This is a genomic window from Dechloromonas denitrificans, from assembly GCF_020510665.1.
Taxonomy (GTDB): Bacteria; Pseudomonadota; Gammaproteobacteria; order Burkholderiales; family Rhodocyclaceae; genus Azonexus; species Azonexus denitrificans_B.
Genome location: NZ_CP075187.1, coordinates 1,153,433 through 1,173,449 on the forward strand (window position 1 = coordinate 1,153,433; position 20,017 = coordinate 1,173,449).

At 59.8% G+C, this 20,017-nt stretch carries 18 protein-coding genes; 6 read left to right on the forward strand and 12 right to left on the reverse strand.

Annotated elements, in window-relative coordinates; genetic code table 11:
* Positions 1-22: 22 nt before the first annotated feature.
* From KI614_RS05385 to KI614_RS05395, 3 genes are read right to left on the reverse strand one after another with little or no spacing between them, the layout of a single operon-like run.
* Positions 23-1,447, reverse strand: coding sequence for an efflux transporter outer membrane subunit (locus KI614_RS05385; protein WP_226408382.1), 1,425 nt, complete (start codon positions 1,445-1,447; stop codon positions 23-25).
* Positions 1,444-4,578 (reverse strand): efflux RND transporter permease subunit, encoded by a 3,135-nt coding sequence (locus KI614_RS05390; protein WP_226408384.1) that lies wholly within the window; start codon positions 4,576-4,578, stop codon positions 1,444-1,446. The genes KI614_RS05385 and KI614_RS05390 overlap by 4 nt, the downstream gene beginning before the upstream one ends.
* A gap of 9 nt (positions 4,579-4,587) precedes the next feature.
* The gene (locus KI614_RS05395; protein WP_226408386.1) at positions 4,588-5,757 is read right to left on the reverse strand and encodes an efflux RND transporter periplasmic adaptor subunit; all 1,170 of its coding nucleotides are present in this window, start codon (positions 5,755-5,757) and stop codon (positions 4,588-4,590) included.
* A gap of 131 nt (positions 5,758-5,888) precedes the next feature.
* Here KI614_RS05395 and KI614_RS05400 point away from each other — a divergent pair, with 131 nt between their 5' ends.
* Positions 5,889-6,506 (forward strand): TetR family transcriptional regulator, encoded by a 618-nt coding sequence (locus tag KI614_RS05400; RefSeq protein ID WP_226408388.1) that lies wholly within the window; start codon positions 5,889-5,891, stop codon positions 6,504-6,506.
* Between the two features lies 1 nt (position 6,507).
* Here KI614_RS05400 and KI614_RS05405 read toward each other — a convergent pair whose 3' ends face one another.
* The 7 genes from KI614_RS05405 to KI614_RS05435 all read right to left on the reverse strand — a co-directional run bounded on the left by KI614_RS05405 (position 6,508) and on the right by KI614_RS05435 (position 13,646).
* Positions 6,508-8,454, reverse strand: a complete 1,947-nt coding sequence (locus tag KI614_RS05405) for a GGDEF domain-containing protein (RefSeq protein WP_226408390.1) — start codon at positions 8,452-8,454, stop codon at positions 6,508-6,510.
* Between the two features lie 7 nt (positions 8,455-8,461).
* Positions 8,462-9,268: a substrate-binding periplasmic protein gene (locus KI614_RS05410; RefSeq protein ID WP_226408392.1), complete on the reverse strand. Its 807-nt coding sequence runs from the start codon at positions 9,266-9,268 to the stop codon at positions 8,462-8,464.
* A 110-nt stretch (positions 9,269-9,378) separates the two neighbouring features.
* Positions 9,379-10,716: a fused MFS/spermidine synthase gene (locus tag KI614_RS05415; RefSeq protein WP_226408394.1), complete on the reverse strand. Its 1,338-nt coding sequence runs from the start codon at positions 10,714-10,716 to the stop codon at positions 9,379-9,381.
* Positions 10,716-11,603 (reverse strand): EamA family transporter RarD, encoded by an 888-nt coding sequence (gene rarD / locus KI614_RS05420; protein ID WP_226408396.1) that lies wholly within the window; start codon positions 11,601-11,603, stop codon positions 10,716-10,718. The genes KI614_RS05415 and rarD overlap by 1 nt, the downstream gene beginning before the upstream one ends.
* Positions 11,604-11,615: 12 nt before the next feature.
* Positions 11,616-12,302, reverse strand: a complete 687-nt coding sequence (locus KI614_RS05425; protein ID WP_203469088.1) for a DUF599 domain-containing protein — start codon at positions 12,300-12,302, stop codon at positions 11,616-11,618.
* Positions 12,303-12,350: 48 nt separating this feature from the next.
* Complete coding sequence (locus KI614_RS05430; protein ID WP_226408397.1) at positions 12,351-13,199, reverse strand: DMT family transporter; 849 nt, start codon at positions 13,197-13,199, stop codon at positions 12,351-12,353.
* Between the two features lie 120 nt (positions 13,200-13,319).
* Positions 13,320-13,646, reverse strand: a complete 327-nt coding sequence (locus tag KI614_RS05435; protein WP_226408398.1) for a hypothetical protein — start codon at positions 13,644-13,646, stop codon at positions 13,320-13,322.
* 196 nt (positions 13,647-13,842) lie between these two features.
* Between KI614_RS05435 and KI614_RS05440 the strand changes: the two genes are divergently transcribed.
* Entirely contained in the window at positions 13,843-14,067 is a 225-nt protein-coding gene (locus tag KI614_RS05440; protein ID WP_203469090.1) for a DUF3079 domain-containing protein, read from the forward strand.
* A 4-nt stretch (positions 14,068-14,071) separates the two neighbouring features.
* Here the strand turns inward: KI614_RS05440 and KI614_RS05445 are convergent, their stop codons facing one another.
* A complete protein-coding gene (locus KI614_RS05445) occupies positions 14,072-14,743 on the reverse strand; it encodes a pyridoxamine 5'-phosphate oxidase family protein (protein WP_226408399.1) in 672 nt (223 codons plus the stop codon).
* Positions 14,744-14,837: 94 nt separating this feature from the next.
* Between KI614_RS05445 and KI614_RS05450 the strand changes: the two genes are divergently transcribed.
* From KI614_RS05450 to KI614_RS05465, 4 genes are all read left to right on the forward strand, one after another.
* Positions 14,838-16,304 carry a PLP-dependent aminotransferase family protein gene (locus KI614_RS05450; protein ID WP_226408400.1) on the forward strand — a complete coding sequence of 489 codons (1,467 nt, stop codon included), beginning with the start codon at positions 14,838-14,840 and terminating at the stop codon, positions 16,302-16,304.
* A 169-nt stretch (positions 16,305-16,473) separates the two neighbouring features.
* Entirely contained in the window at positions 16,474-17,286 is an 813-nt protein-coding gene (locus KI614_RS05455; protein WP_226408401.1) for a TOBE domain-containing protein, read from the forward strand.
* Between the two features lie 24 nt (positions 17,287-17,310).
* A complete protein-coding gene (gene modA / locus KI614_RS05460) occupies positions 17,311-18,066 on the forward strand; it encodes a molybdate ABC transporter substrate-binding protein (RefSeq protein WP_413464177.1) in 756 nt (251 codons plus the stop codon).
* Positions 18,067-18,167: 101 nt separating this feature from the next.
* Complete coding sequence (locus KI614_RS05465; RefSeq protein ID WP_226408402.1) at positions 18,168-18,794, forward strand: LysE family translocator; 627 nt, start codon at positions 18,168-18,170, stop codon at positions 18,792-18,794.
* A 151-nt stretch (positions 18,795-18,945) separates the two neighbouring features.
* Here the strand turns inward: KI614_RS05465 and KI614_RS05470 are convergent, their stop codons facing one another.
* A complete protein-coding gene (locus KI614_RS05470; protein WP_226408403.1) occupies positions 18,946-19,950 on the reverse strand; it encodes a tetratricopeptide repeat protein in 1,005 nt (334 codons plus the stop codon).
* Positions 19,951-20,017: the final 67 nt, after the last annotated feature.

Below are 20,017 nucleotides of genomic sequence, written 5' to 3' on the forward strand. Positions count from 1 at the left end.
GAATCGACCGGGGTGTCCGGATTCAGCGACTGTTCGCCGCGTCATCCTTCCAGCCGCCACCGATGGCCTTGAACAGATCAACGGCAGACGCCAGGCGAGCCTGACGGGTAGCGATCATGGCCAGTTGGGCATCGTTGTTGCTGCGCTGCGCATCGAGTACTTCCAGATAGCCGGAGTAGCCCGCGGCATAGCGTCGTTGGGCCAGATCCAGTGCCTTTTCCGTACTTTCGACGCGACGGGTCTGCGCGTTGTCGCTGTCGGCATTTTCACGCAGGCTGACCAGGGCATCGCGGACCTCCTTGAATGCGGTCTGCAAGGTGTTCTGATAGCTGATCAGGGACTGCTTGTTGATTGCTGCCGCTTGGTCTACGCGGGCAGAGGTGCGGCCAAAGTCGATCACCGGCATGAGCAGGCCAAGCCCGAGCGACCAGGTGCCTGCACCTGCACCGAACAGGTCGGACAGGCTCTTGCTTTCGCTGCCCAGGCTGCCGGTCAGCGAAAAGCGGGGGAAGTAACCGGCTTTTGCAATGCCGATGCCGGCATTGGCGGCAATCAGGTTTTCTTCTGCCTGGCGGACATCCGGTCGGCCTTCGACCAGTGCCGAAGGCAAACCTTCCGGCGGAATCGGCGGCATCGGCAACTGGCGCAGGTCACCGGCAGGAATTTCCAACTCAGGATTGCCGCTCAGCAAGGCCAGTTGATGGGCAAACAAGGCGCGCTGACGACGCAGGTCGGCGATCTGCGCCTGCATTGCCGAGAGCGCCCCCTCAGCCTGATATTGGTCGAGCGGCGAAACCAGACCGGCATCGACGCGCGTCTTGACCAGCTTCAGGCTTTCCTGACGGCTTTCCAGCGAGGCGGTGGTGATGGCGATTTCAGCATCGGCGGCGCGCAGCGCGAGGTAATTGCTGCTCACCTGGCCTGCCACGGTCAACCGGATGGAATCGCGCGAATAGCGGCTGGCCAGCAGGCTGGCTCGTGCCGCCTCATTGCTGCGCCGGACACGGCCCCAGACATCCAGCTCGTAGGACGTGGTCAGAGAAGCACCCCGCGAATGCACGATTTTGGGTGAATTGGCCGACCAGGTGGCCGTTTTGGTACTCAATTTGTTGTTGCTGCCGCTGGCTTGCCCATCGATTTCCGGCAGGAATGCCGCGCCGGCTTCGCGAGCGGCCGCTTCGGCCTGTTCCAGGCGGGCGACGGCCGTACGTACATTGGCGTTCTGTTCGAGCGACTGTTCAACCAGGCTGTTCAAGGTGCTGTCACCGAAACGCTGCCACCAGGCAGTATCAACGATGGTCGATTCCGGCAGGCTGACCGGTTCCGGCGAGGCTTTGCTGAAAACAGAAGGCAGCAGGCTGCTCGGGCGCAGGTAGTCCGGGCCGATGGCGCAACCGCTCAGTGCCAGGCTGATGGCCAGGGCGAGGGGAGTGGAAATCAATTTCATGCCTGTTCTTCCTTGGCAACGTTCGGTTCTTCGGTCAGGTGGGAGGGCGAAATCTGCTTGCCGCGTTCCAGCCACTTGAAGAAGAGGGGGACGAAAATGGTAGCGATGAATGTGGCCGCGAGCATCCCGCCGAAAACACCGGTACCCATCGATTGACGGGCCGAGGCGCCGGCACCACTGGCCTTGACCAGCGGGAAGACGCCGAGCACGAAGGCCAGCGAGGTCATGATGATCGGACGCAGACGCAGACGGGCCGCTTCGAGTGCCGCTTCTGCCGCGCTCATGCCTTCAGCGTATTTCTGGGCGGCGAACTCGACGATCAGAATGGCATTTTTGGACGCCAGGCCAATCAGCACGACCAGACCGATCTGGAAGTAGATGTCGTTCGGCATGCCACGCAGCCAGATCGCCGTCAGGGCACCCATCAGGGCGAAGGGGACGGCCATCACGACGGCGATGGGCAGCGACCACTTTTCGTACTGGGCGGCCAGAATCAGGAAAACCATGATGATGGCGAAGCCGAATGCCTGCAGCGACGAGCCGGAACTGCGCTTTTCCTGGAAGGCCTGGCCGGTCCAGGCGATTTCATAACCGCTGGGCAGTGCTTCGGCGGCAACTTCTTCGACAATACGGATCGCATCGCCCGAGCTGACGCCCGGCTTACTGTCGCCCATCACCTTGGCTGCAACAAAACCGTTGAAGCGCTCGACCTGTTCCGGACCGACGACGTTCTTGATCTTGCTGACGACCGACAGCGGAATCATCGCATTGCTGGTCGTGCTGCGCACATAGACCTTGCCCAGATCGTCCGGCTTCATGCGGTAATTCTGTTCCGCCTGGAGCTGAACGCGATAGACACGGCCGGCCTTGTTGAAGTCATTGACGTAGAGGGCACCCATCGTGCTCTGCAGGGTTTCGTAGATGCTGGCCAGCGGAATGCCGAGCGCCAGCGCCTTGGGTTCGTCCACTTCGACGAAAAGCTGCGGTACCGTCGGGCGGAAGAAGGTGCTGACCCGGGTGAACTCGGGGTGCGTCTGCAAGGCGGCCATGAAGGCCTGCGTGACTTCGTTCAGCTTGGCTGCATCGCCATCGACGCGATTCTGGACATAGACTTCGAAACCACCGGCAGTACCCAGGCCCATGATCGGGGGCGGGTTGAAGACCAGGCCCATGCCATCCGACTGCATCATACCCATGCCCATGAACTTGCCGGCCAGATCCTGCGCCTTGGCTTCGCGGTCGCTCCAGTCCTTGAGCGGAATGAACATGGTGCCGGCATTCGGCTTGTTGCCGCCGCCGATCAGGTCGAAGCCCGAAACGACGAAGGTGTGCTTGACGGCCGGGTCGCTGGCCACCATTTGACGCATGTTCTCACCCATTTTCTGGGTGCGCTTCAAGGTTGCACCGTCCGGCAGCATCAGTGCGGAAATCAGGTAGCCCTGATCTTCCGAGGGAACGAAGCTGCCCGGAATGATGCGGAAGAACAGCGCGGTCGACCCGATCACCAGGGCAAAAATCAGCGTGCCGATGATGCCGTGGCGCAGCGTCAGGCCGACCGTTTTGGTATAGCTTTCGGTGAAACGCTCGAAGGCCCGGTTGAAGGGGGCGAACAGCTTGTTTTCCGTGTGCTGGGCCTTGAGCAGCAGGGCGCACAGCGCTGGCGTCAGGGTTAGTGCGACGACGCCGGAAAGCACCACGGCGACGGCCACGGTCACGGCAAACTGCTTGTACAGCTGACCGGCAATGCCGCCGAGGAAAGCGACCGGGATGAATACCGCACAGAGCACCAGCACGATGGCGATCAGCGCGCCGGAAACTTCCTGCATGGCGCGAATGGCCGCTTCCCGGGGGGGCAGCTTTTCTTCGGCCATCAGGCGTTCAACGTTTTCAAGCACGACGATCGCATCATCGACCACGATACCAATGGCCAGGACCATCGCGAACAAGGTCAGCGTATTGATCGAGAAACCAAACAGCCACAGGCCGGCGAAGGTGCCGATCAGCGAAATCGGCACGGCAACCATCGGGATCAGCGTGGCGCGCCAGCTTTGCAGGAAGATGTAGACCACGGCCAGAACGAGCACCATGGCTTCGATCAGCGTCTTGACCACTTCATTGATCGAGGCCGAGACGAAGCGTGTCGTGTCGAACGGAATGACATAACCCATGCCTTCCGGGAATTTCTTCTTCAGTTCGTCCATCCGCTTGGTGACCTTTTCGGCCACTTCCAGCGCATTGGCGCCGGTCTGCAGGAAAACACCCATGGCGATGGTCGGCTGGCCGTCGAGCGTGACCTGCTGGTCGTAGCTGTAGGCACCGAGTTCGATATTGGCGATGTCTTTCAAGCGCAGCACGCCGCTCGGGCCGCTGGCACGAATGACGATATTGCCGAACTCTTCCGGTGTCAGCAGGCGGCCCTTGGCGGTTACGGTATAGACCAGCATCTGGTCACCCGGCGCCGGCTCCTGGCCGATCTTGCCGGCTGCATTCTGGGCATTCTGCGCCTTGATCGCGGTCGACACGTCGCTGGTCGTCAAACCCAGTTGCGCCATGCGGTCCGGCTTCAGCCAGACGCGCATCGAGTAATCCTGGGCGCCGAAAATCGTGACGTCACCGACGCCCTTGACCCGCTTCAATTCATCGACGATGTTCAGGCTGGCGTAATTGGACAGGAAGAGGGTGTTGTATTTGCCCTTGTCCGACTCTAGTGCAACCACCTGGAGAATGTCGTTCGAACGCTTCTGGACAATCACCCCGTTACGGCGAACTTCTTCCGGCAGACGCGGCTCGGCCGCTTTGACCCGGTTATTGACGTTGACCGAGGCAATGTCGACATTGGTCCCGACATCGAAGGTCGCCGTGATCGTCACGACACCGTTTGCCGCAGCCGACGAGGTGAAGTAACTCAGGTTCTCGACCCCGTTGAGCTGTTCTTCAATCGGGGCGGCGACGGTGCGGGCCAATGTTTCGGCCGAGGCACCCGGGTAGGTGGCGGTGATCAGGACGGTGGGCGGTGCGATTTGCGGATACTGCGCAATCGGCAATACCTGCGAAGCAACCAGGCCGGCAATCACGATGATGATCGAGATGACCGAAGCAAAAATGGGTCGGTTGATGAAAAATCTGGACATGACTGCTCCTTAGTCTTTCTTCGCCGGGGCGGCAGCAGCCGGTGCTTCCTTGGCAGGAGCAGCCGCCGGGGCCGGTGCGCCCGGCTTTTCACCCGGGCCATGCGGTGCTACCGGTGCGCCTGGACGCAGCTTCATCAGGTTGTCGACAATCACCTTGTCGCCAGCCTTCAGGCCGCCGAGGACGATCCAGTCCTTGCCGCGCCATTCGCCGAGCTGAACCGGACGCGGAGCAACCTTGTCTTCGGCGCCGGCCAGCATGACGATCGGACCTTGTTCGGTCTGGATCACGGCTGGTTGCGGAACGAGGAAGACGCCGTCGCGTTCGCCGGTGAGCAGGCGAATGCGGACGAACTGGCCGGGCAGCAACTGATTGTCGGCATTGTCGAATTCGGCACGCAGTTGCTGGGTGCCGAGCGTAGTATCGATATTACTGGCCAGGAAATTCAGCTTGCCCGGATTCGGATAAACCTCGCCATTCGGCAGGATCAGCTCAACACCGGTCACGTTCTTGCTCGTCAGGCGGCTGTTCGGGAACTTGGCCAGATCGCTTTCACCAAGGCTGAAGCGGACCCACAGCGGATTCATCTGGTAAATCGAGGTCAACAGGCTATCGGCACCGATGCTGATCAGGTTGCCTTCCGACTTGGCAGCACGGCCGGTTGTGCCGCTGACCGGGGCAGTCACGGTCGTCCACGACAGATTCAGCTCAGCCTGACGCAGTGCGGTCTGGGCAATTGCATTGGCCGAAACGGCGTCATCGTAATCTTTCTGGCTGATGGCCTTGGCTTCGATCAGGCCTTTCAGGCGGTTCATTTCACGGGCAGATTGCTCGGCCTTGGCCTTGGCATCGGCCAGGGCGATTTCATAAGTTGAACGATCGATCTGGAAAAGCGGCTGGCCGGCCTTGACGGTTTCGCCTTCCTGATAAAGGCGCTTGACCAGGATGCCACCGACGCGGGCACGGACTTCGGTTTCGCGTGCGCCTTCGGTCTGGGCCATGATCTCGATCGAACTGGGTACACGCTGCGGTTGCACTTCCAGCACGGTGACAGGCAGCGGGCCACGCGGCGGGGCGGCCGGGGCTTTGTTGTCGGAGCAGCCGACCAGCACGGCGGCACCGAGTGCGGCGCTGATGATGAGCGAAAGAGTGCTACGGCGTGGCAGGTTTGCGACATTCATGGGGATTACTCCAAACGTTGTTTTCGCTTATTATATACATTCAGGGATGTATGTAAATGTTTCGATAGTCATGCTGGTATGGCTTAAGATTTGAGCAAGCCTAGCTGAAATAGTGCTGCAGGGAGAAAAAAATGGTCCGTAAAACCAAGGAAGAAGCTGAAAAAACCCGCAAACAAATTATCGATGCAGCGCGTGCCGTTTTTCATCAGCATGGGGTTGGTCGGTCGACTCTGGAGAAGATCGCTCAAGCGGCCGGGGTGACGCGTGGTGCGGTCTACTGGCATTTCAAGGACAAAGCGGAGTTGTTCTTTGCCATGCGCGAAGATGTGTTCGTGCCGATGCACGAGCGGATCGACGCGATCCTGTTTTCGGAGAACTACGAAAATCCACTGGATGCGATCGAGGCATCGCAGATTGAATTCTTTCGCGTGCTTGAAGATTGTCCGGTTGTCCGCGAAGTTTTTGAAATCATGATCCTGCGCTGCGAGTATGTCGCCGAGTTTGCCGGGGTCCAGGTTGAAGCCAATCGTCCGGCGCTTGAATATCTCGAACGTATTCAGCGGGTTTATTTCCGGGCGGCCGACAAGGGAGCGCTACGCGCCGGACTCGATCCGGCGACCACCGCACGCGACACCTGGGCTTTTACCAGCGGTTTGTTGCACCTGCTGCTGGGTTGCAAGCTCGACAGCGAAATGGTCCGTCAGATTCCGCAGATGATTTCGACGCACATGGCGTTGCGCCGCTGCTGATTCAGTGGTTGCGGTTGGCTGCCAGCTCGACGCCGTCCCGACCATTTTCCTTGGCGCGATAGAGTGCCTGGTCGGCATGCTTGGTCAGCGTGACTTCATCCTCGCCATCCTCGGGGAAAACCGCGACGCCGAGACTGCAGGAAATCCGCATTTCAAAGCCGTCGACCGCGAAAGGCTGACGCAAGGCCAAGCGAATTTTTTCGGCCAGGGCAGCGGCATCATTCGGGTGGCTCAGGCTGGGTAGCAGGATGATGAACTCGTCGCCACCAATCCGGCCGGCGGTGTCGGAGGCGCGGATCGATTCTTTCAGGCGCAGGGCCACGGTTTGCAGCACGCGGTCGCCGACGGCATGGCCAAAATGGTCATTGATCGGCTTGAAATTGTCGAGATCGAGAAAAATCAGCCCAACTTGCTCGCCGTGCCGCTTGGCGCGCTCAAGCTCCAGTTGCAGGCGGTCGCTGAACAAGGCCCGGTTGGGCAAGTCGGTCAGCGCATCGTGCTGGGCCATGTGGCGGATGCGTTCTTCACTGGCCTTGCGCTGGCTGATGTCGGAAATCGTGCCGATCATCCGCAGCGGCGTTCCATCGGCGTCGCGTTCGGCCACCATGCCGCGGAACAGAATCCATTTCCACGTTCCGTCATCGCAGCGAATCCGGTGTTCGATGACGCAGGTGGCATTCCGGACTGGCGGGCCGGACAGGCACTGATCGATCGCCGCCATGACGCTCGTCCGTTCATCCGGCGCCATGCGCTCGGTCCATTCATCGATGCTGTGAGCCCTGCCGGGCGGGCATCCGAGGATTTCATCCCAGCGTTGCGATGTCAGGGCCTGGCGACTGCTCAGGTTCCAGTCCCACACGCCGTCACCCGCGCCTTCAAGGGCAAAGGCCCAGCGCCGCTCGCTTTTACGCAATTCATCGGTCATTGCTGCGGCCAGGGCGACGGCGCGCGCCTTGCCGCTGGCGAGCAGCCAGGCCAGCAGCGTCAGCAGGAAACTGAGCGAAATGCCGGCCAGCGCAATCAATTTCGCCGCATCGCGCCCGAAATGATTTTTGAATTGCTCGCTGGCACTCATGCTCAACGTCCAGCTGTGGCCGGCGATGACTAGATATTCCTGTGCCTTGAGTGCGCTGTTTTGCGGGGGGCGGTCGGGTTGTCCGGAACGGAAAAGCAGGGTGGCATCGGTGGCAATCACGCCATCGTGCAGGGTCAGGGAAAGTCCCGCCGCTTGTTCGCCATAAAGGCTGGCCATCAGGTCGTTCAGCCGGAATGAGGCAAAAACCCAGCCGATCAGGGCGGCCCGGCGTTGATCGACGCTTTCGGTCGGCTGGTTGGGGGCGTAGATCGGGATGTACATGATGAAGCCGGGCTGGACATCGGTATCGTTGTCCACCGCCAGCCTGACCTTGCCGGAAATGGCTGCCGTGCCCGAGTCGCGCGCTCTGACCAGTGCTTCACGGCGGACCGGGTCTGACCAGGGATCGAACCCGGGGTTGATCTGGTTGCGTCCGATATAGGGTTCGCGCTGGATGACCGGGGTGTACATGTCGCGCGCGCCGTCCGGTTCGATGCGGTAATTGGTAAATCCGGCCCGGCGCATCGCGGCAATATGGCTTTCCTTGCGGGCGGCGGTGACCTGTTCGGCAATCCCGATGGTCTGGACGCCGGAGAAATTGGCATCCAGGCGCAGGGCATCGACATAGTCGCGAAATACCCGGCGATTGATCGTGCCGGTTGCGGCGATCAAGCCCTGGACGCCGCGCAGCATCTGTTCGTAGGCGGCCATGCGTTGTTCGATCCGGCTGCCGGCATCGCGCAGGGCAAAATCAAAGCGCGAGCGTAATTCCTTGTCGGCGGCCTGCTGTTCGTGGTTCCAGCTCAGCCAGGTGGTGCCGAGCGTCGCAACCAGTATCAGCCAAGGTAAGAGGATCAGGCGCCAGGAACGCATGGTGGCTTCAGAAATTGACCAAGGCGGCGGCCAGGTCGGCCTTGAAGTATTTTTCGAATATTTTCCGGACGCTGCCATCGGCCCGCATCGCATCGACCAGGGCTTTCCACTGCGCCTGTTCTGCCGCAGAAAGTGCCTTGTTCGACATGATCAGGCCATGCAGGACGGGCGGGTCGGGGAATTCGATGATCTGGCTCTGGTCGCGGATATTGCGTTCTTCGAGTGCCGGATAATCGAAAGGTTCGATGATCATTCCCTGAATGTGGTTGAGCATCAAGGTTTGATACAGCGGAGACAGTCCGCCGGCTTGCGTGACGCGCCGGGCTTCGAGCAGGCGGTCGACCAGGCCGTTGGCCGTTTCGCTGTAGCGGAAACTGCGGATGATGCCGAGTTGAAGCTTGTCGTTGCGTTCAAAATCGGCCAGCGTCCGAACCCCGCTGTCCTTGCGAACCAGCAGGTAATATTTGTTGGTGAAATACCAGGCAAAACCGGCGAAGCGCTTGCGCTCCGGGTTGGTGATGCCGGAGAGGCTGAAATCGAGGGCGCCGGATTCGATCAGTTGCCAGATTCGGGCACGTGGCATCAGGCTGACCGTGACTTTGCAGCCGCTGCGCCGGATCAGTTCGTCGGAAAAATCCTTGTCGATGCCGCTATTGGTGTCGGCCGAATAGAGCAGGCCGTGGTCGTGCAGGGCGAGCGTGTAGCTGCGCGAGCAATCAGGGCCGGCAGCGCTGGTGCCAAGCGAACAGATCAGCAGCGCCGCGGCGAAGAGTGGGCGAACCAGTCGCTGTGCAGTCAGAAAGCAGATCGTCACGGTGAACACCTTTCACGGGCCGAAAACAGGGTGAGTCATGGAGGCGTTGGCTAAGTATCCATGAGCCTTGCCGGGCGCGTCAATTGGCGATTTCCCTTGTTTCGGGTGGTTCAGCGGAGGCGGTCGAGGTCGGCCCGGTTCTTTTCGTCAGCATAAATGCCGGTGGCAATCGGCTGGCTGGAGGCAAAGCAAGTAAGTTCAACGTTCGCCAGCGTTTTTGCCTTGTGCAGCACGTCGACCGCGCAACGTCCGAAAACATGTTCGATGGTCGCCAGCAGATTGCGGGCGTACGGTGTTTCCAGCTTGCCGTCGAGGATCAGGTTGGCCAGCAATACGCCATCCGGCGCCATGACGCGGCGTGTCGCGCGCCAGAATTCCTGGGTTACGAGGTGGCTTGGGATCGAGGTGTGCGAACTGAAAACGTCGACCACGACGGCATCGAAACGCTGGTCTGTCGTGGCGATGAAGCGTCGGGCATCGTCCACGATGAACTCGCCGCGCGCGGCTTCGTGCAGGAAGTGTTTTTCGGCAATTTCGCGGATCGCCGGGTCGATATCGACGTAGGTGTAGTGGTTGAGCGGCTCACGGTGCGACAACGTGAAACCGCCGGCGCCGAGGACGAGGATGCGTTTGTCCCTGAAGCCCAGATCGTCGAGCAGGATCTGGCGCAGATGTCGGATATAGCGCGTGTAGTTGGGCGGTTCGCTGTCGTCGATCAGCGAGGCGGCCGACTGGTTGACCCAGAAAGCGCGCGGATTCTGCTGTTTTGGCAGGTCGACCGGGCTGATCGTGTAATCGGCATAGGCGGTGTCGGCGGTGACGGCCTGCTGCATGTTGAAGCCGATGGCGAGTGCCGCGGTCAACGCCGTTGCCAGGGCAAATTTCGGATTTCCCCGTTCGAGCAGCCCGGCGCCGATCAGCAGGCACAGCGTACAGGCCAGGATGGCGGCAGAGACGCCGAGCCATTGCATGACGAGCAGCGACAGGCTGAGCGAGCCGAGAAAGGAGCCGAGCGTAGACCAGTAAAGTGCTGTGCCGCTGGCTTCGCCGGTTCGGGCGTGCTGCATCAAGTTGGTCAGGATCGGGACGGTCTGGCCAAGCAGCCAGGCGAGCGGGCAGAGGATGCCGCCGATGAAAAACAGGTAAGCGACGAGGACCGGTTGCAGGTGGGCAAACAGCCCATCGACACTGATACTGGCCAGGCCCAGTCCGGCCAGCAGTGCCGCAATCAGGAAATTGCGCCCGACGATGGCGCTGTAGTTGCCGGTTACGCGCGCTCCGGCGGCGTAGCCGAGGGCCAGCGCAAGCAGGAAGAAGCCGATGGTCGGCGCGGTGACAATGATCGAACTGCCGATGTGTGGAAGCAGCCGGCGCAGCGCAATGACTTCGGCGCCGAGCGAGCAGAATCCCTCGATGAAGACGATGGCGTAGATCAGGCGGGGCGACATCAGCCGAGATTCCTGTATTTCTGCCAGGCGCTCCAACTGAAGAAAAACAGGCCGATCCAGATCAGGCCGAAACTGACCAGCCGCGCACTTTGCATCGGCTCGCCGAATACCCAGACGGCGGTGAAGAATTGCATTGTCGGGTTGATGTACATCAGCATGCCGACCGTGGCCAGGTCGAGTCGTTGTGTTGCGGCGGCGAAAGCCATCAGCGGCAGCGCAGTCAGAATCCCGGCGCCAACCAGCAATAGCGCGGTCGACGTGTCCGCCGTGACAAAAACGCTGTGGCCCTGCTGGCTTTGCCACAGGGCATACAGCAGGCAGACCGGCAGCATCGCCAGGGTTTCGAGCCATAGACCAGACAAGGCATCGACCGGCACTTGCTTGCGCACCAGCCCGTAGGTGCCGAAGGTGGCGGCCAGAATCAACGAGACCCAGGGCAGGCTGCCGAGCGTGATGATTTCATTGGCAATGGCGGCCAGTGCCAGTCCGACTGAAATCCACTCCAGCCGGTTCAGTCTTTCCTTGAGGACAGCGAGGCCGAGCAGCACATTGACCAGCGGCGTCAGAAAATAGCCGAGGCTGGAGGCAACGACTTGCTGGTTGGCCACGGCCCACAGGAAAACCAGCCAGTTGCTGCCGACCAGCAGGGCGGCCAGGGCGAGCATGGCGAACTGTCTGGGTTGGCGGAAAACGGCGCGGACCTTGCCCCAGTTGCCGCGCAGCGACAGCAGCAGGCCGACAAACAGGCAGGCCCAGACAGCGCGGTTCGACAGTACGTCCATCGGCGAAACATGCGCCAGCTGGCGAAAGAAGAGCGGGAAAAAGCCCCAGATGCCGTAGGCCAGCAGACCGAAGCCGATGCCGGCCAGATGGGTTTTTGAATTCACGGCGTTGCCGGCCTAGTCGCGTAGTACGGCCAGGGCCGGCGAGGCGTAATCGCGGCGGTAGAGAATGATCAGGACGCCGATGGCCAGCGCACCGAGCAGAGCTGGGTGGAGCAGCCAGCCCGAGCCGGCCAGCCCGAAATAGTAGGCGCGGATGCCGCGATTGAAGTCGTCGCCGGCCAGATTGTTGGCACCAGCAACTCGCTGTGCGTAAGCATCGATTTTGGGGTCGCCTTGCTGCCCCATCGGCGCGGCGCCAACCAGGATCGAGAGCAGATTGAACTGGCGCAGCGACCAGGTGAATTTGAAGTAGGCAAATACAAAGCTGGCGAGCAGCAACATCAGCTTGATTTCAAGCAATTCACGATTGCCCGCGCCACCGAAAGGCAGTTCGGCGGTGACGCTGATCAGCTTGTCGGCGGCGCCCAGTGCCGCCACCATGCCGGCGATGATGTAGATCGTCGTGTTGGCATAAAAGGAAACGCTGGTCATCAAATTGCCGATCAGCGTTGAATCCATCACCCGCGTATCGCGGGCCAGCATCTGGTAAGCCCATTGCAGGCGAAAGTTCCGGCTGGTGCCGATCAGCCCCTTGGCGCCCCAGCGGCTATGTTCGGAAAACCAGCCGTAACCGGCCCAGCTGCCAAAGAAAATGGCCAGCGAAAGCCAGTCGACCGCGGAAAGGTGAGGAAGTGCATGCATGGCCGGCAGTGTGCCACAAGGCAGGCAGGCCGCGCAGCCCGTTTCGGTTCAGCGCGGGCGCTCCTTGCCGCCGATGACCAGTGCAATGCCGCCGAGAATCGCTGCCGAACTCAGGGCCAGGGACCAACTGACCGTCTCGCCGAGAAAAAGGATGCCGCCAAGGGCGGCGAGCACCGGCACGCTCAGTTGCACGGTGGCCGCGTGGGTTGCGGCCAGGCTCGGTAATACGGCGTACCACAGTGCGTAGCCGAGGCCGGAAGCAAGGCCGCCCGAGGCCAGGGCATAGATCACGCCAGCGCTGTCGAGGCGGGCCAGCGGCAGTGTGGCCAGGCTGAGCAGGGCGGCAAACGGCAGGGTGCGCAGAAAGTTGCCGGCCGTCGCCAGTGTCGGGTTGCCCAGCCGCTTGCCGAGCAGGGAGTAAATTCCCCAGGCTACGCCGGCGCTCAGCATCAGGGCTGCGCTATCGGGGGGCGGTGCGCTGAGTCCCGGGGTCAGCAGCGCCAGCAGGCCGCTGACGGCCAGCCCCAGTCCGGCCATTTGCCAGCCCTGCAAACGCTCGCCGCGCCACAGGCCGACGCCAATCATCGTCACCTGCACGGCCCCGAACAGCAGCAAGGCGCCGGTCGCGGTCGGCAACTGGATGTAGGCATAAGAAAAACCGGCAGCGTAGATGAAGAGCGCCGTCGCGGCCGCCCAACTGCCGCCAGCCGGACCGGCCGGTCCGCGCCAGCGGACGATCAGCCAGAGTACCAGCGCCCCGCTGGCCAGGCGCAAGCCGGTAAAGCTGCCGGCATCGATTCCGCTTGTTTTCAGCGCCAGTCGGCAGAGCAGCGAATTGGCGGCAAAAGCCGTCATGGCCAGGGCAACCAGAAAAATCAGGCGTCGGTGATGCGGCATGGCAAAAATCCTTGGCAAGCGTGGTGGTCAAACCCTGAAGGTTGTGCGCGGCACAATGCTGTCAAGGCTGGCGATGTCCTTTGGTCAAGGCCGTGTCGAATTTGTGACGATACAGAATTTCTACTCGGCCTCGTTGATCAGGTCATCCCTCAATTTGCGAAGGCCCGCTGGCATCTTGAGCGTTTCACGGTCCCAGCCTTCTAACGCCAGCACCTGTTCGAGGCAGCTCTCCATCACGGTGTGCGCTTCCTTGGCGGATGCCTCGATAGTCCGATGGACTATTTCCTGTGTTTTCCCATTCTGGATGCAGTCCCGCTGATAACGAATCAGGCTGCGTAGTCCGCGAATTTCACTGGCAACCTGCCCGGGGCAAGCGCACATGTAAATACCCGCTTCTTCGACTATTTTTTCCAGCTCGCGATTGCTGAATTTTTTTTGAAGGTCCATTTTTTTTTCTTCCCATCGTTGTGCCGTCAGTCACGATTGTGACTCAGCTAAGTACATCAATGAGTTATATATACGCTAATGGTTAAGCGCTGGGTGCGTTCTGTTTTGTGCTGGGCATCAAATCTTTTGCCGCCTGGCCGGTCTAGTATTGCTGTATCGATTGAAAGTCTCTTCTGCCGGATATTCAAAGCGTTCGATGGCCAAGAAATTTCCCCTGCATCCCAAACACCCTGAACGTATTTGTTGGGGGTGCGATAAATATTGCCCGACCAAGGATCTGCAGTGTGGAAATGGTTCGGGACGTACCCAGCATCCGGCTGAAATGCTGGGCGACGACTGGTACCTGTGGGGCGACTGGGGCATCGAGGATGCCCCGGACCCAACGGCAGATTCCTCAGCCACCGATACGCCAAAAGCCTGAGCATTCATTCGGATTCAAATGAGTTTTCGCTCCGCCAGTCAAAGCGGGTGGCGGGAACTGCGCCGACCTTGCTGTCCGGCTCCACAAGCGGTGTGCCAGGCCGAGTGTGCAACGGGATCACCCCGGCCCAGACAGGCCAGGCCAGATCCTCTTCGTCGTCCTTCACGCCCCAGTTGCGCACCTTGGCCGAGGCTTCGTCCAGCGCTATCCGCAACACACTGGTGGCGTTCAGTTCCTTGTCGCTGATTGGGCGCAGCGTCTCCCACCGCTCGGGATACAGGCCATCGATCAGCGCTTGCAGGCTGCGTTGTTTTTCCAGCGGCTCGGTGACGGCTTCAAAACGTCCATAAATCACCACCGAGCGGTAGTTCATCGAGTGGTGCAAGGCTGAACGTGCCAGTACCAGGCCATCGGCCAGCGCGATGGTGAGGCAGGCCTCGCCTTCGGTCAGTGCCTTGAGCATGCGTGACGCCTTGGCGCCGTGGATGTACAAGTATTGGCCATCGCGCCAGTGGAGCGTGGGAATGGCGTGTACCGATCCATCGATCTGGAAGGCAACGTTGCACATCAACGCGGCATCGACGATGGCTGCGATGGTGTCGGTGTCGTAGTTTGCGCGCTCGGGTTTGCGACGGATGCGGGTGCGTGGCGAAGGGGCTGTCGATTTGTCAGTCATGATGGTAGTGCTCCAAGAGGTGTCGATGGCCGTACTCTAAGGAGATCGTGGTACCTTTTGCAGTGCCACGATTCTGCTTATTTATGGAGCCACGATGGAGCTTGACTGGCTGCTTGCCCCGCCTTTGCCCGAACGCATGTCGCGCCAACGCGTGATTTATCACCGTTTGCGTGACGCCATCCTGTCGGGCCAACTCGTGTCGGGCACGCGTCTGCCGGCCAGTCGAAGCCTGGCTGCGTCGTTGAACATTGCGCGCAACACCGTGCTGTTTGCCTACGAGCAACTGCTTGCCGAGGGATGTCTGCTGGCCGATTGCCAGGGAACGCGTGTGGCCTCGTTTCCGCTCCGGGGCCTTGCCTCGACGGATAGTCCGGCGGCGCCTGCCACCGCGCTGCAACTCTCCCGCCGCGCTGCTGCCGCATTGCAACCCGAACCGGCGCGTGAAGCTGCGGTGCTGCCCTTTGCGCCCGGTGCGCCGGACTATGGCGCTTTTCCCTTCCGCCGTTGGCGCGCCTGTCTTGAGCGTGCGTGGCATGACGCCGGTTGGCGCCAGTTGGGCTATGCGGCGCATGGCGGTGATCCGGTATTGCGTGCCGCGCTGGCCGGCCATCTCACCACAGTTCGCGGTTTCGCGGTCGACGCCGCGCAAATCGTCATTACCAGTGGAACGCAGGCGGCTCTCGACCTCTGCGCCCGACTGCTCGGCGATCACGGCGATATCGTTTGGGCCGAGAACCCCGGTTATCTTGCCGCCCGTGTCGCATTCGGTCTGGCCGGGCTGCGTGTGCATGACATTCCGGTCGATGCCGAAGGGTTGGCTCCCGACGAGAAGGACTGGGACGAGCATCCTCCCCGCCTGATCACGATCACGCCATCGCACCAGTATCCCACCGGTCGCGTCATGTCGCTGGCCCGCCGCCTGGCATTGATCGAGTGTGCGCAGCGCATCGGTGCGTGGATCATCGAGGATGATTACGACAGTGAATTTCGTCGTGCCGGCCCGGCACCACCTGCATTGTTCGGCTTGCAAGCGGATGCTCCTGTTGTGTACGTCGGTACGTTCAGCAAGACGCTGTACCCCGGCCTGCGTCTCGGCTATCTCGTGCTGCCGCGTGCCGTGGCTGCCGACTTTGCCTGGGCCACCGGTCAGGCGACGCGTGCCGGGCAGGGGGTCGAACAGCGCGCACTGGCGGATTTCATCCTGCGTGGCTACTACACCCTGCATTTACGTCGCATGCGCACACGTTATGCGGCGCGACAAATTGCATTGCGCACGGCGCTGCGCGATGCCTTCGGGCCATCCCTCGAACTCTCGGGCGGTGAAGCCGGACTGCATCTGGTGATGTGGTTGCCGAACGAGATACGCGACGCCGACGTGGTCAGGCATGCGGCGGGTTTGGGGCTGGGCGTTCGCGCGCTGGGTGACTACACGCGAGCGCCGCTGCGTTGTAACGGGCTTGTGCTCGGCTACGGAAACCTTGAGGAAGGCATGATCGCAGCGTGCGTGCAGCGACTGGTCAGGGCAATTGCATCCAGCACCCAGGCTGCGGCCGAGCGTTGATCGGGATCGATTGATGGCGGCTTGGCGTTATTTTGGCTGGATTTCGTTATATTATTTTATATATAACGAAACACCGGAGGCAGTTCATCATGCGCAAGGCATGAACCCGTGTGGGCCATGCCTGCGGGGAATGTGATTCGTATCGAACTTGTTTTTCAGGGAATTGAGCATGATGGATGACGCACAAGCTATTGCCCTGAAGGGCAGCCTCTGGATGTCGGTCGGTGAGCATAGTTTCGGCGGGCATGGCCGGGTGCAACTGCTGGCCCTGGTTGCCGAACTGGGGTCGATCACCAAGGCCGCCAAGGCGATGAAGATGAGCTACAAAGCGGCCTGGGATGCCATCGACCAGATGAATTCGCTGGCCGGAGAATCACTCGTCGAGCGTACGACAGGCGGCAAGGGCGGCGGATCGACGCGGCTGACCGAGCGCGGTCGGCAACTGATCACCAATTTCCGCCATATCGAGGAAGAGCACAAACGCTTTATCGAGCAACTCAGCGCACAGGCCCAAGGCCTCGTCGATGACTTTATTATGATCAGGAGACTCAGCATGAAAACCAGCGCCCGCAATCAGTTCCTCGGCACTGTCGCTGCCATCAAATTCGGGGCGGTCAATGACGAGATTGACGTCGAACTGCCCGGTGGCGAACGCCTGGTGGCTACCATCACCAGCGAAAGTACCCAAAATCTGGCGTTGACCGCGGGATCCGAGGTTTACGCGCTGATCAAGGCGCCGTCGGTCATGGTCATGTCACCGCACGCCGGCTTGCGACTCTCGGCGCGCAACCAGCTGGCCGGCAAGGTTTCCCGCCTGCATCCCGGGGCCGTCAACACCGAAGTGCTGATCGAGCTGCCCGGCGGCACCAGCATCACGGCGATGGTGACCAATGAAAGTGTCACCCGTCTCGAACTGGCGGTCGGTGTCGATGCAATCGCTGTCTTCAAGGCATCGAGCGTCATCCTTGGGGTGCCGGCCTGAATGTTTCGTAAGGAAAAAACAGCCATGATCCGTTTTTACTCAACCCTGTCAGTCCTGGCGGCGACTTTTCTGATGGCTCAAGCAGCCACGGCCGAGGAAGTTTCGCTTGCCGTAGCAGCCAATTTCACTGCTCCCATGCAGAAAATTGCCAGCGAATTCGAGAAGGATACGGGGCACAAGGTGACGCTGGCCTTCGGTGCAACCGGAAAGTTCTACGCCCAGATCACCAATGGCGCGCCCTTCGAAGTGTTCTTGTCGGCTGACGACGAGACCCCGGCCAAGCTCGAAAACGAAGCCCAGGCCGTCAAGGGAACTCGTTTTACCTACGCGATCGGGAAGCTTGTGCTTTGGTCTGCCGCCCCCGGTTATGTCGATAGCCAGGGGGATGTTCTGGCCAAAGGGAATTTCAGGCACATTGCGCTGGCCAATCCAAAAACGGCACCTTACGGCGCTGCCGCGATGGAAACCCTGAAAGCCATGGGGCTTGCCGACAAGGTGCAAGCCAGGGTGGTCCAGGGGGAAAATATTACCCAGACCCATCAGTTCGTCAGCACGGGCAACGCCGAACTCGGCTTTGTCGCACTCTCGCAGGTCTTCAAGGATGGCACCCTGACGGGCGGCTCGGCGTGGATCGTACCAGCCAGGCATTACTCGCCGATTCGCCAGGATGCGGTGCTGTTGAACAAGGGCCGCAACAATCCGGGAGCCGTGGCGTTGATCGGCTATCTGAAGGGCGAAAAAGCGAGAGGCATCATTCGCTCCTTCGGTTACGAGCTGTAAGCGCAAACTTGTGGCGGGCGGCCAATAAGCGTTTCGGGACTTGATCCTGCGCCAAGAGAAGAAACGTTACACTGGCCGGATTCATTCGTGCCGAGTTATCCATGCTATCCGTCGAACAGCTTTTCGGTTTCCTGTTGGCCGCCTCCTTGATTACCCTTGCGCCGGGCCCGGATAACCTGATGGTCTTGAGCATCGGCATGTCCCAGGGGCGCCGGGAAGGGATTGCCTTCGGATTGGGCTGTGCGCTGGGGTGCCTCAGTCACACTCTGCTGGCGGTTGTCGGCGTCAGCGCGTTGATCGCCTCTTCCGTCGAGGCTTTCAGCGTGCTCAAGATTTGCGGCGGGCTTTATCTGGTGTGGCTCGGTATCAATGCGCTGCGCAGTGCAGGGGGCGCAAGCATCAAGGGTGATGGCAGTGATCGAAAGACATCCGGGGCGCTGTTTCTGAAAGGCATTCTGGCCAACGTGATCAACCCGAAAGTCATCCTGTTTTTCCTGTCATTCCTGCCCCAGTTCGTTGTCCCGGCCAATGGCAGTGTGACCGTCCAGATGGCGACGCTGGGCATTCTCTTCACCCTGCAAGCAGCAGTCATTTTTGGCTTGCTGGGCTACTTCTCCGGGGCGGTCGGCCAGTGGGTCAATGCCAGCCCGCGTGTCGGCGTAGCGATGGATCGCCTGAGCGGCATAATTTTTGTCGGACTGGGCCTGCGCTTGATGGCCAGCCGGTGAGCGCCCTTTGGTCGCCTTGGTCTGGCTGCCGGGGTGGCGGATGTGAAGTTGCGTTCTGTTGAGTGCCGGATTGCATTCGACTTGGTTGGCTTAAATCGATCCAAAACTGCCAATCAGGAATTCGGAAACTATGCATCCCAAAAAAAAGGCACTAAAGCGAGTGCCTCTTTATTGGAGTTGGTTTGTCTAGGAGGGCGATGTCAAGTGCATCGACTACATTCTCTACTTTCAGCATATAGCGTGTCAGGTCCTGACTCTTATTTATATCAGAACTTGAAAGCGTTGTTGTTAATGCTGACCTCTTGTCAACAACCAGCTGGTAATAAGGATACTTTGTTGCTAAATAGTTATAGACAGAATGTGCAACAAAGGGCATTTTTTTGACTCCGAGTCCTTTTTCATAGCAATTTGCCAATTCGATGATTGACTCAAGGTGCCCTGTCTTCGCCAACGTCCGAATAATTTTGAAAGCAGCAAATCTGTCCTGTGGTGTCCCCCTGCCAGATTGCGTGGCCAAACCAGCTTGCAGTATTGCTTCCTGATGCCCAAGTTTTGTAGCTGTTTGAAATAGGGAAAAAGCCTCCCTGTAATCTTGTGGCACCCCCTGACCAAACCGGTACAGCATCCCAAGAGCAAAACTTGCCTCCGGGGACTGTTGTTGAGCACTAGCTTTAAGCCACCGGGCAGCCTCAGGGTAGTTTGTCGATGTGCCCCTCCCCTGGTAGTAAGCCATACCTGCTTCATATTGTGCTGAGGCATGTCCCGCGTTTGCCGCTATAAGAAACCAACTCAATGCTTCAAAAGAATGGCCTAATTTTGCACGCCTAAAAGCCGCTTCCGGATGACCGACCTTTGCAGCTTTCTCATACCAACTTAAAGCTTTCGTTCGGTTTTCTTGTAAACCTTGTAGTCCAAAATAGTAAATATTACCCAGAGTGAACATCGCTTGAGCACTACCTTGCTGTGATGCGCGTTCCAGCCAAGTAATAGCTGTAAGAGAATTTTGCTCGACATCTTTACCGTCGAGATAACGTACTCCAAGCTTCAATTGTGCGTTGGTTTCGCCAGCCTCGGCCCTAAGAATAAGTTCCTCTAAAGGTCCTTCTGTTTCGATTAAATCCTCAAGTCTGGTGGCTTGTGCTTGTGCAAGAGACATGAGGAGGTACGTGAATACAAAAAAGGAACGCATATCTATTGCCAAAGATAGTGATTTGGAATTGTAT

Bases quoted from the DNA above. Each gene is read 5' to 3' on its own strand.
- KI614_RS05440 (WP_203469090.1), top strand. From the start codon at position 13,843: ATGGCCAAGAAATTTCCCCTGCATCCCAAACACCCTGAACGTATTTGT.
- KI614_RS05395 (WP_226408386.1), bottom strand. From the start codon at position 5,757: ATGAATGTCGCAAACCTGCCACGCCGTAGCACTCTTTCGCTCATCATC.
- KI614_RS05390 (WP_226408384.1), bottom strand. From the start codon at position 4,578: ATGTCCAGATTTTTCATCAACCGACCCATTTTTGCTTCGGTCATCTCG.
- KI614_RS05445 (WP_226408399.1), bottom strand. From the start codon at position 14,743: ATGACTGACAAATCGACAGCCCCTTCGCCACGCACCCGCATCCGTCGC.
- modA (WP_413464177.1), top strand. From the start codon at position 17,311: ATGATCCGTTTTTACTCAACCCTGTCAGTCCTGGCGGCGACTTTTCTG.
- KI614_RS05405 (WP_226408390.1), bottom strand. From the start codon at position 8,454: ATGCGTTCCTGGCGCCTGATCCTCTTACCTTGGCTGATACTGGTTGCG.
- KI614_RS05415 (WP_226408394.1), bottom strand. From the start codon at position 10,716: ATGTCGCCCCGCCTGATCTACGCCATCGTCTTCATCGAGGGATTCTGC.
- KI614_RS05425 (WP_203469088.1), bottom strand. From the start codon at position 12,302: ATGCATGCACTTCCTCACCTTTCCGCGGTCGACTGGCTTTCGCTGGCC.
- KI614_RS05470 (WP_226408403.1), bottom strand. From the start codon at position 19,950: ATGTCTCTTGCACAAGCACAAGCCACCAGACTTGAGGATTTAATCGAA.
- KI614_RS05400 (WP_226408388.1), top strand. From the start codon at position 5,889: ATGGTCCGTAAAACCAAGGAAGAAGCTGAAAAAACCCGCAAACAAATT.
- KI614_RS05385 (WP_226408382.1), bottom strand. From the start codon at position 1,447: ATGAAATTGATTTCCACTCCCCTCGCCCTGGCCATCAGCCTGGCACTG.
- KI614_RS05455 (WP_226408401.1), top strand. From the start codon at position 16,474: ATGATGGATGACGCACAAGCTATTGCCCTGAAGGGCAGCCTCTGGATG.
- KI614_RS05435 (WP_226408398.1), bottom strand. From the start codon at position 13,646: ATGGACCTTCAAAAAAAATTCAGCAATCGCGAGCTGGAAAAAATAGTC.
- KI614_RS05430 (WP_226408397.1), bottom strand. From the start codon at position 13,199: ATGCCGCATCACCGACGCCTGATTTTTCTGGTTGCCCTGGCCATGACG.
- KI614_RS05465 (WP_226408402.1), top strand. From the start codon at position 18,168: ATGCTATCCGTCGAACAGCTTTTCGGTTTCCTGTTGGCCGCCTCCTTG.
- KI614_RS05450 (WP_226408400.1), top strand. From the start codon at position 14,838: ATGGAGCTTGACTGGCTGCTTGCCCCGCCTTTGCCCGAACGCATGTCG.